Source organism: Phaeobacter sp. QD34_24, assembly GCF_028890115.1.
Taxonomy (GTDB): Bacteria; Pseudomonadota; Alphaproteobacteria; order Rhodobacterales; family Rhodobacteraceae; genus Phycobacter.
Genome location: NZ_JARCJD010000041.1, coordinates 1 through 8,443 on the forward strand (window position 1 = coordinate 1; position 8,443 = coordinate 8,443).

Here is an 8,443-nt window from a genome sequence, read left to right on the forward strand (position 1 = left end):
CAAAATGCGCGCCCTTAGGATCGGCTCAACACTGCAGCCACAAGCGCCATTGCCGCGAAAGCGGCTTCGTCCAAGGGCTGGGAGTGGTCATTGCGGCTCGCAAGCCGGATTCTTACAGCCAGCTTGTATTCCCATTTGTGGCACTCAGTGCGCCTCGCGTGCGTTAACCATTTCTTTGCCATGTGCTTGTCCCTGCTTGGCCGCAGGCGTAAACTTTTGGTTAAGGAAACTGCTCTTTTGGGGGTCACCATGTCTGTCAATCAGGGGAACACTGCTGCCCTTAGCAGGCTTGAGGAAAAGCTCTTGCACCTGCGCCATCTGACCGAGGCCAATCAGTTCATGGTCGAGGTGCTGAAGGAACAGGGCGACAGGCTGCAAAAGATCGAGGCGGACGAGGCCCGGCAGATGTTGCGGGTGCAGGCTCGTGCGGCCTTCGGCCCCACCGGTGCAGAGGCGGCCAAGCCCGAGGTTCTTGCCATTCTGGAGCAGGCGCTGGGCACAGAACATAGCGCCCAGATCATCCCCTTTCCCAAGCGGGCCTGACCGCAGGACTCAGTCGAGCGCAACAGCGCGGCCCTTGCCACCGTTGCTTTGGGCAGGGGCGGGGTTTCGCCGATCTCCGATTTGTGAGCGTCCCGTCCCATTGCCTCCAGCGGGATGCGTCTTATCTTGAGATAAAGATCAGGGGGCACATCCGATGAAACATGTCTTTGCTAGCGTTTGCTGCGTGATGGCCTTGCACCTGGGCAGCGCGGCGCAGGCCTTCACCACCTCCGATGGTGTTCGGGTCAATCCGGTCAGCCCCGGTGTATTCGAAGTCATCGCGCAGAACTCCGGCTCGCCGAGGGATTTCTGGTGCGGTGCGTCAGAATATGCGCGGCGCGTGCTTGGCGCGGGCTGGCAGGACAAGGTCTACGTTTTGCGCGGGCGCGGTGTCAGCGTCACCACCGGAAAACGGTCTGCGGTTCAGTTCACGCTGTCAGCCGAGCGGATTGATGTCCCATCTGTCGGTCGCCGGAGCTGGTTGCGGATCGGTCTGCGTGTCGGGGATGCCCTGTCGGTGCAGCAGGCGGGGCTTTACTGTCACGACAGGTCGATAGATCCTTAAGGCACTGTGGCCCATCAGGCGCGGTCCACGTGGTTCGTCGGGTGCGGATGTCGGTTCGCACCAGTTGGTCGCAACTACTGTCTGTGTCGAAAGGCGGCAGGCGAGACGCAACCGGATCTTTGCGCCTGACCAGAAGGGAGCGACATCATGAAGGGGAAGCTGTGCAAGGGCGTGTTTCTGGCGGCCGGGATCGGGCTTTACCCGTTTTCGGCACAGGCCTGGTGGGCCTGGAATCACCACGAGGTTCTGCCGGTCAGCCAGGGTGTCTGGGAGGTGGTCAGCCGGGTTGGCTCCGGCCCGCAGGACTATTGGTGCGGCATCGGTGACTTTGCCATCCGGCAGCTGCGCAGCAGTGCAACGCAAAGGATCTACATCTGGGAGGGGATCGGCCCCTCCAAGAACCGGCCCGGAAGGAAGTCGGTGAAATTCGCGCTGGTACCGCCGCCGGGGGCGGATACAAGCACGGGATATTCCCTGTCGATCAAGCGGGTTGGCGACAATCTGAGCGCCTCTTTGGCCCGCAACTATTGCTATGATCGGATCGAAGACCCGTTCTTCCTGCGGCCCTGATCCTGGATTGAGGTCTTGTGATGAGGCCGCTCTTCCTGCAAGCCTTGCCTCATGCAAACCGATTTCCAGATCGAAACCCGTGGGCAGGGTCTTTATGAATTCACCGCCGAACTGCGCGCCTGGGTTGGCGGGGGCGGTGTCCGGGACGGGCTGTTGACGCTCTTTGTGCGCCACACCTCCTGTTCGCTGCTGGTGCAGGAGAACGCCGATCCCGAGGTGCAGCTGGACCTGAAGGAGTATTTTGCGCGCCTGGTACCGCCCAGCTCACATCCGTCGATGTCTTATCTTCGGCACACCTACGAGGGGCCGGACGATATGCCCGCCCATATCAAGTCCGCCATGATGCCGGTGAGCCTGTCCATTCCTGTGCGCGACGCGGCGCCGGTTCTGGGCACCTGGCAGGGGGTATACCTGTTTGAACATCGCGATGCGCCGCACCGGCGCAAAGTCGCAGCACATCTTGCGGGAACCGCTTGATCTAGCGGTGTGAATTCACCTCTACCCAAACTGTAGAGGCTCCCCTATACTTGTGGATAAGTGCGCCACAGGGTGCGCAATGTACAGGCATTGATCATAAAGGGGACCGGCTGATGCGCTGCCCGTTTTGCGGAAATATCGATACTCAGGTCAAAGATTCGCGTCCGGCAGAGGACCACGTATCGATCCGCCGCCGCCGGTTTTGTCCCGCCTGCGGGGGGCGCTTCACCACCTATGAAAGGGTGCAGCTGCGCGATCTTGTGGTGGTCAAGACCAATGGCCGCCGCGAGGATTTCGACCGCGACAAGCTGGAACGCTCGATCCGCATCTCGATGCAGAAACGCCCGATCGACCCGGAGCGTATCGATCAGATGATCTCGGGCATCGTGCGCCGCCTGGAAAGCATGGGCGAGACGGATATCCCCTCCAAGAAGATCGGTGAAATCGTGATGGAGGCCCTGGCCCGGATCGATACCGTGGCCTATGTGCGCTTTGCCAGCGTTTACAAGAACTTCCAGGCTGCCGACGATTTCGAGGATTTTGTGCACGAGCTGCGCCCCCATACGCCGACCGAAGAGTGAGCCCTTGAGATGAGCCGCTACGACAAAGCCGTGGACGCGCGGTTCATGGCGCTGGCCTTGTCGCTGGGGCGGCGGGGGCAGGGCAATTGCTGGCCCAATCCGGCGGTTGGCTGCGTGATAGTCAAGGATGGGCGTATCGTCGGGCGTGGCTGGACCCAGCCCGGCGGACGCCCCCATGCGGAGCCGATGGCGCTGGCGCAGGCCGGTGCTGCGGCGCGCGGCGCTACGGCCTATGTCTCGCTCGAACCCTGTTCCCATCATGGCAAGACCCCGCCCTGTTCCCAGGCGCTGATCGAGGCAGGCGTGGCCCGGGTGGTTGCGGCCATCGGTGATAGTGACCCGCGTGTATCGGGGCAGGGGTTCGAGATGCTGCGCCAAGCGGGGATCGAGGTCACCACCGGCGTTCTCGCCGAAGAGGCCGCCCGCGATCACGCCGGGTTCTTCCTCAAGACCGAGCAGGGGCGTCCGCTGGTGACGCTGAAACTTGCGGGCAGCTTTGATGGCCGTATCGCCACCGGATCGGGCCAAAGCAAATGGATCACCGGGCCCGAGGCACGCCGTGCGGTGCATGCCATGCGTGCCAGCCACGATGCGGTGATGGTGGGAGCAGGCACCGTGCGCGCCGATGATCCGTCGCTGACGGTGCGCGATCTGGGTGTGGAACGGCAACCGGTGCGGGTGATCGCCTCCCGCCATCTGGACCTGCCGCTGATGAGCCAGCTTGCCCGCACAGCCAATGAGGTGCCGGTCTGGCTCTGTCACGGGCAGGGCGCCGATGTGGAACGCCTGCGCGCCTGGGAGGGGCTTGGCGCCCGGCTGATCCCCTGCGCCAGTCATGGCGTGCAGCTGTCCGCCGCCGATGTTCTGCAGCAGCTTGGCCAGGCCGGGCTGACACGGGTGTTCTGCGAGGGCGGCAGCGCGCTGGCGGCCTCGCTCCTGGCCTTTGACTTGGTGGATGAGCTCATCGGCTTTACCGCCGGGATCGGCATCGGTGCCGAAGGTCTGCCTTCAATCGGTGCCCTGGGGCTGGGGCGGCTGGAGGAGGCGCCCCGGTTCGAGCTGGTCGAGGCACGTCCGGTCGGGGGCGATATCCTGCATCGCTGGCGCCGGGCCTTGCGCGACTGATACTTTTTGAGTTTCCCTTGATGCCTGTCGCGTTAGCGGCAGGCATGCGTCCGCCCGCCCCACGGCGGGCGCGTTCCACGCCCACCGGGCAGACGCTTGGTGACATATTGCAGATGATCTAATGTTTCACGGCAACTAAGGACTGCTCAGCGCCAGAGGTGGGCGTAGGTGGCGAACAGCCCCTGCAGTTTCGACAGGCTCCGGTTGGCAAGCCCGGGGTTTGGTTGCTGACCGCTGGCCAGGCGATCCACCACCACTTCAACCGGGCAGGGCTGCCCCGTGATGGGATCGAAATACCGCGGGTAGTCGATCAGCACCGCATGGGCGAGACCGGCCAGATCGGGGCGCGCCTTGCGCCAGGCCGGGGCCGAGATGATATCCCGCGTCAGCCCCCATCCCGCGTAGAAAGGTGAGCCGAGCACGGTCACCTTCACCCCCCGCAGCAGCGCCTCGAAGCCAAGCAGCGAGGTCATGGTCCAGACCTCCTGCACCTGATCGAGCAGGGCCATGGGATCGGCCTTATGGGCCACCACATCGGCCAGATCCTCTGGCACGATCTGGCCCTTGCGCAGGCCCGCCTCCACGTCCGGATGGGGCTTGTAGATCACCACGGCAGTCGGGTTCTCGGCGCGCACCCGGCGCAGCAGATCCAGATTGCTGCAAACCTTGCCTGTCCCAGCGAGGATCGAGGCGTCGTCCTCTACCTGACCGGGCACCAGGATCCGGTGGCCGGGTGGCAGATCGGGGACTTCGCCGCCAAGATTGTATTTCGACAGGCTGTCCCGGGTCAGCTGTTTGATCAGCCGCTCGGCGCGCTGGTGTTCCGCCTGGCTCATATCCGCGCGCCGGGCGATCAGGTCGTCCAGATCCGAGGGCTGGCGCGGATCGTAGTAGATGCCCTGGCGATCCAACACCAGAGACAGGGGCGGGACCAGCTCTGCCCCCAGCCCGCGCGAGCGCAGGAAACCATCCTCCAGGTGATAGGCTCCGGTGTGGGTCTTGTCCGCCTTGGAGGCCCAGACCATCCAGTTGCGCCCGCTCTCTTTTGCCTTTTCGGGATCCTCGGTGAAAAGCATCTTCTTTTCGCGGCCAAAGAACCCCTGTAGCGGTTTGCGCTTCCACAGGCGCATGCCGGAGGCCGCCCAGCCGACCCGGTCTTGCCGCCAGGCGCGGGTCCCGGCCTCCAGATTGTCGATGACCGTTTCCAGCTCGCACAAGCGGTCGCGGAAGGGATCGTACCAGGTGGGGTATAGGATCATCGCGCCGGAGAACAGCTGCGCGCGGGTCAGGCGGCGGTTGCGGCGGGGGGGCGGCATCTCGTCCTGGGTCAGACCCCAGCCGGCATAGAAGGGCTGGCCAAAGACGCGCGGCTTGTGGCCCGCCAGAATGGCCTCGAACCCCAGTTGCGACGACACCGTGTAGACCGCCACGGCGCCCTCCAGCAGAGGCCAGGGTGAGACCGGATCGCTCAAGAGGGTGATCCTGTCGTTCGCATCCTTGGCGCCGAAATAGCCGGGCCGGTATCCGGCGCGGGTCTCGGGGTGGGTCTTGATCACGATGCGGGCGCCGGGGTTTTCCTCCTGCGCGAAGACCAGCATCTCGCGGAACCGCGCCGCATCGCCACCTGATGCGGTCACGGAGGCATCGCCGCGCGCCTGATCCACCACCAGCACATAGCCTGGATCGGGGACAGGCGCCACGGGAGAATAGGCGTTGTACTTGCTGAGGTGCGCATCCATCAGCCGCCCGATGGCATCGCGGGCCCGGCGCATCATATGGCTGTCGTCCAATGGGTGCGTGGCCAGGAGGTGTTCAAGGTCGGAGGGGATCGCGGCGTCGAAATGCACGCCGGACCGATCCAGAAGCAGCCCCATCGGCGGCTCGCCGGCGCGCCCCGGATGCACCGAACGCAGAAAGGCATCCTCGACCCGCAGCAGGTCGGCGTCGTATTTTGCGGCAACGGCCCGGCCACGGTGCGCGGTGGGGGAGTTGCCCCAGATGCCCACCAGATCGCCATCCCCAGGCAGGCCCAGCCGGAGGTCGTAGCCCGCCAGCTGCAGGATGCGCCGCAGGCGCTTTTGGGTCAGAAAGCCGCCATTATAGACGAAAAGCCGGGACCTTTCGGTCCCGGCTCTGGTGTTGCCCTGCGGCGTGTCGTGCATTGGATTGAGATCACTCGACGATGGATGTGGCACTGGAGACCGCGCCAAGCGGGGTGACCAGCAGCGAGATGGTCTTGGTCCACTGGGTGTAGGGGGCCTCGGTCACATAAAGCGTGTCGTTGTCGCGCACCACGAAATCACGGGCGATGAACAGCCCATTGGGTTGCGTCAGGTTCAGCACATAGACCATGCGCTGTGCTCCGATCAGATCGTCGCGGCCCAAGACCTGATTGGCGATTTCGGCCGGTTCGTTGCGCAGGATGAAGACCCCGGTCGGATCCGACGCGGTAGAGATCAAGCCGCCCACCTGGGCGATGGCCTCCAGCGCGGACAGGTCCTGGCTTTCAAAGGGAACCCGGGCCTGGGCACTGGTGGCGCCAAGCGCGGTGAAGGAACGGGTGTCCTCCTCGACCAGGATCTTGTCGCCGCCGCGCAGGGCGATATCGAGTTCGGGGTGATCGTAGAGATCCTGGAACCAGATCTTGCCCTGGTTCTTGCCGCGGATGACCGTGACCTGGGCAATCTCGGGCTGGATGGTGACACCGCCGGCCCGCGCCAGCATGGTGGCCAGCGTCCGGGTCGGGCGTTCGATCGGATAGATCCCCTGGCCGCCCACTGCGCCGGTCAGGCTGACGGTGGAGCCATCACCGGCCAGGCGGCGCACCTGCACCTGCGGGTCCGGGGTCTGGTCTTCCAGTTTCTCGGTGATCATCTTGCGCAGCTGTTCAGGCGTATTGCCCGAGGCGCGCAGACGCCCGGCATAGGGTACGAAGATGTAGCCGGCGCTATCGACCTGGACCTCTTCGAGCGAGGTCGCGTTGCTGGCCTCGGCGGCCAGCAGACCATCATCGACGTTTTCCCAGATCGTCAGCCCCAGCACATCGCCGGGGCGGATGGTGTCGGAGGTCAGCCGTCCGGCAGAGGTGAACCCCTCGGAAAAGCCAAGGGCTGGCACCACGGCGGTGGCACGGGCAACGCGGTCATTCACGGATACGATGAAGGCATCGCCCTGTTTTTGCACGGAACCGGCAAAGATCTGGCGCTTGTTGGGGCCGACCTTGGGCAACCCGCAAGAGGCCGCAAGCGTTAGCGCGGCCAGAATCGCGACGGGGCGCGCCCAGCGGAATGGGACGTGTGTCACTGCTCGGTCTCCTCGACCTGTTATTGTTTTGCCTCAATTTTTACGGGTACCGAAGCGCAGGAGCGAAGCAAAATCCAGTCTTGCGCGATTTCCGCGTCAGCTCACGGCGCGCAACTGTTGCCGTGGCGCCGCTGTTCCCCGTTTCAGCGCATCATAGGGATCATCCGGCGCCAGCATCATGTCGACCACCTGGCGCAACAGCTGGCGGCGCCCCTTGCGCGCATAAAAGCCGCCCGGCAGTTGCGAGGTTTCCAAGAGGAAACGCCGGTAATCCTTGTAGGCACGGCTGTCCGGGCGGGCCGGTGTGGCGAAGAAATCGGTCAGGGTCTGGGTCGAGACAAACTCCGGCTTGTCATAGACCGCACGGCCAAAGACCTTGAGCGGAATGCCACGCCACAGGACCTGCTGCCCGGCGGTGGAATTGACCGTGATCGCGGTGCGCGCCTCGTTCAGGAGCTGCGCCAGCTTGCCGCCGCGCACATAGTGGACGCGGCCCGCGATGTCATGCTCTCGCGCCAGGCGGCGCACCACGCTGCGCAGGGGCACGCGGCCATCCTCCAGCGGATGGGCCTTCACCACCAGGTGATGATGGCGCGGGGCGCCAGCGGCAAAGCCGGTGATCACCTCTTCCAGGAAATCACCCATGCTGTCGAAGGGCGAATGCATCTGGAAGGAACTGTCATGTTCCAGCTGCAACAGCGCCAGGTGATAGGGAAAACCGCCATTGCGGATCCGCCAGGTGGCGATGCGCCGGTCCAGCGCCTGCAAAGGCATCAGCACCAGCCGCTTGAGATAGAGCTGGAATTCGCGGGCCACCGGCAGGGCGCGATGGGGTCTGAAATTGCGATAGCCCCGGTTCCAGAACATCACGAACCAATGGTAGAGCGCGCCATAGAACACATGCTGCCGCATATCGCCCCAATGCGAGGGTGGCAGCGGCGCCTCCATGTCCGAGCGTTCCAGCGCGCATTGCATGCTGGCCACCGACATCTCCATCAGGCGGGAATTGCCGTTGGAGCCTTCCCGTTCGTAGGTCACCCAATAGGGGCGCAGGTAGCCTTCCTCGAAGACATGCACCGTCAGCCCGCGCGATTTGGCAATGCGCACCGCCTCGGCGTGGATGGGGCGGGTGTCGCCGTAAAGCACGATATCGGTGATGGCGTGGCTGTCGCAGAGCTCTGCGAATGTGTCCGGCCAGTCCTGAGGCTGTGTGAAAACTCCCTTGCTGATCTGAATGATGGTATGATTTCTGCATTCGGTGCGGAGGCATTTTATGGGT

9 protein-coding genes are annotated in these 8,443 nt (G+C 64.0%); 6 read left to right on the forward strand and 3 right to left on the reverse strand.

Features of this window, described 5'->3' with window-relative positions; translation table 11 throughout:
• The first annotated feature begins 249 nt into the window (after positions 1-249).
• The 6 genes from PXK07_RS18345 to ribD all read left to right on the forward strand — a co-directional run bounded on the left by PXK07_RS18345 (position 250) and on the right by ribD (position 3,861).
• Positions 250-543, forward strand: a complete 294-nt coding sequence (locus PXK07_RS18345; protein ID WP_274849755.1) for a hypothetical protein — start codon at positions 250-252, stop codon at positions 541-543.
• 154 nt (positions 544-697) lie between these two features.
• On the forward strand, positions 698-1,108 hold the full coding sequence (locus PXK07_RS18350; RefSeq protein WP_274849756.1) for a hypothetical protein: 411 nt from the start codon (positions 698-700) through the stop codon (positions 1,106-1,108).
• 147 nt (positions 1,109-1,255) lie between these two features.
• On the forward strand, positions 1,256-1,678 hold the full coding sequence (locus tag PXK07_RS18355; protein WP_274849757.1) for a hypothetical protein: 423 nt from the start codon (positions 1,256-1,258) through the stop codon (positions 1,676-1,678).
• Positions 1,679-1,729: 51 nt separating this feature from the next.
• Positions 1,730-2,155 carry a secondary thiamine-phosphate synthase enzyme YjbQ gene (locus PXK07_RS18360; protein ID WP_274849758.1) on the forward strand — a complete coding sequence of 142 codons (426 nt, stop codon included), beginning with the start codon at positions 1,730-1,732 and terminating at the stop codon, positions 2,153-2,155.
• 113 nt (positions 2,156-2,268) lie between these two features.
• Positions 2,269-2,736 (forward strand): transcriptional regulator NrdR, encoded by a 468-nt coding sequence (gene nrdR / locus PXK07_RS18365; protein ID WP_274849759.1) that lies wholly within the window; start codon positions 2,269-2,271, stop codon positions 2,734-2,736.
• A gap of 45 nt (positions 2,737-2,781) precedes the next feature.
• On the forward strand, positions 2,782-3,861 hold the full coding sequence (gene ribD, locus PXK07_RS18370; protein WP_274849762.1) for a bifunctional diaminohydroxyphosphoribosylaminopyrimidine deaminase/5-amino-6-(5-phosphoribosylamino)uracil reductase RibD: 1,080 nt from the start codon (positions 2,782-2,784) through the stop codon (positions 3,859-3,861).
• Positions 3,862-4,007: 146 nt separating this feature from the next.
• Here the strand turns inward: ribD and PXK07_RS18375 are convergent, their stop codons facing one another.
• The 3 genes from PXK07_RS18375 to PXK07_RS18385 form a co-directional block, all read right to left on the reverse strand.
• Positions 4,008-6,023: a capsular polysaccharide biosynthesis protein gene (locus PXK07_RS18375; protein WP_274849760.1), complete on the reverse strand. Its 2,016-nt coding sequence runs from the start codon at positions 6,021-6,023 to the stop codon at positions 4,008-4,010.
• Positions 6,024-6,033: 10 nt separating this feature from the next.
• Positions 6,034-7,164 carry a polysaccharide biosynthesis/export family protein gene (locus tag PXK07_RS18380; RefSeq protein WP_274849761.1) on the reverse strand — a complete coding sequence of 377 codons (1,131 nt, stop codon included), beginning with the start codon at positions 7,162-7,164 and terminating at the stop codon, positions 6,034-6,036.
• A 96-nt stretch (positions 7,165-7,260) separates the two neighbouring features.
• Positions 7,261-8,443, reverse strand: a 1,183-nt coding sequence (locus PXK07_RS18385) for a capsule biosynthesis protein (protein WP_446728406.1), incomplete at its 5' end; no start/stop codon positions are given.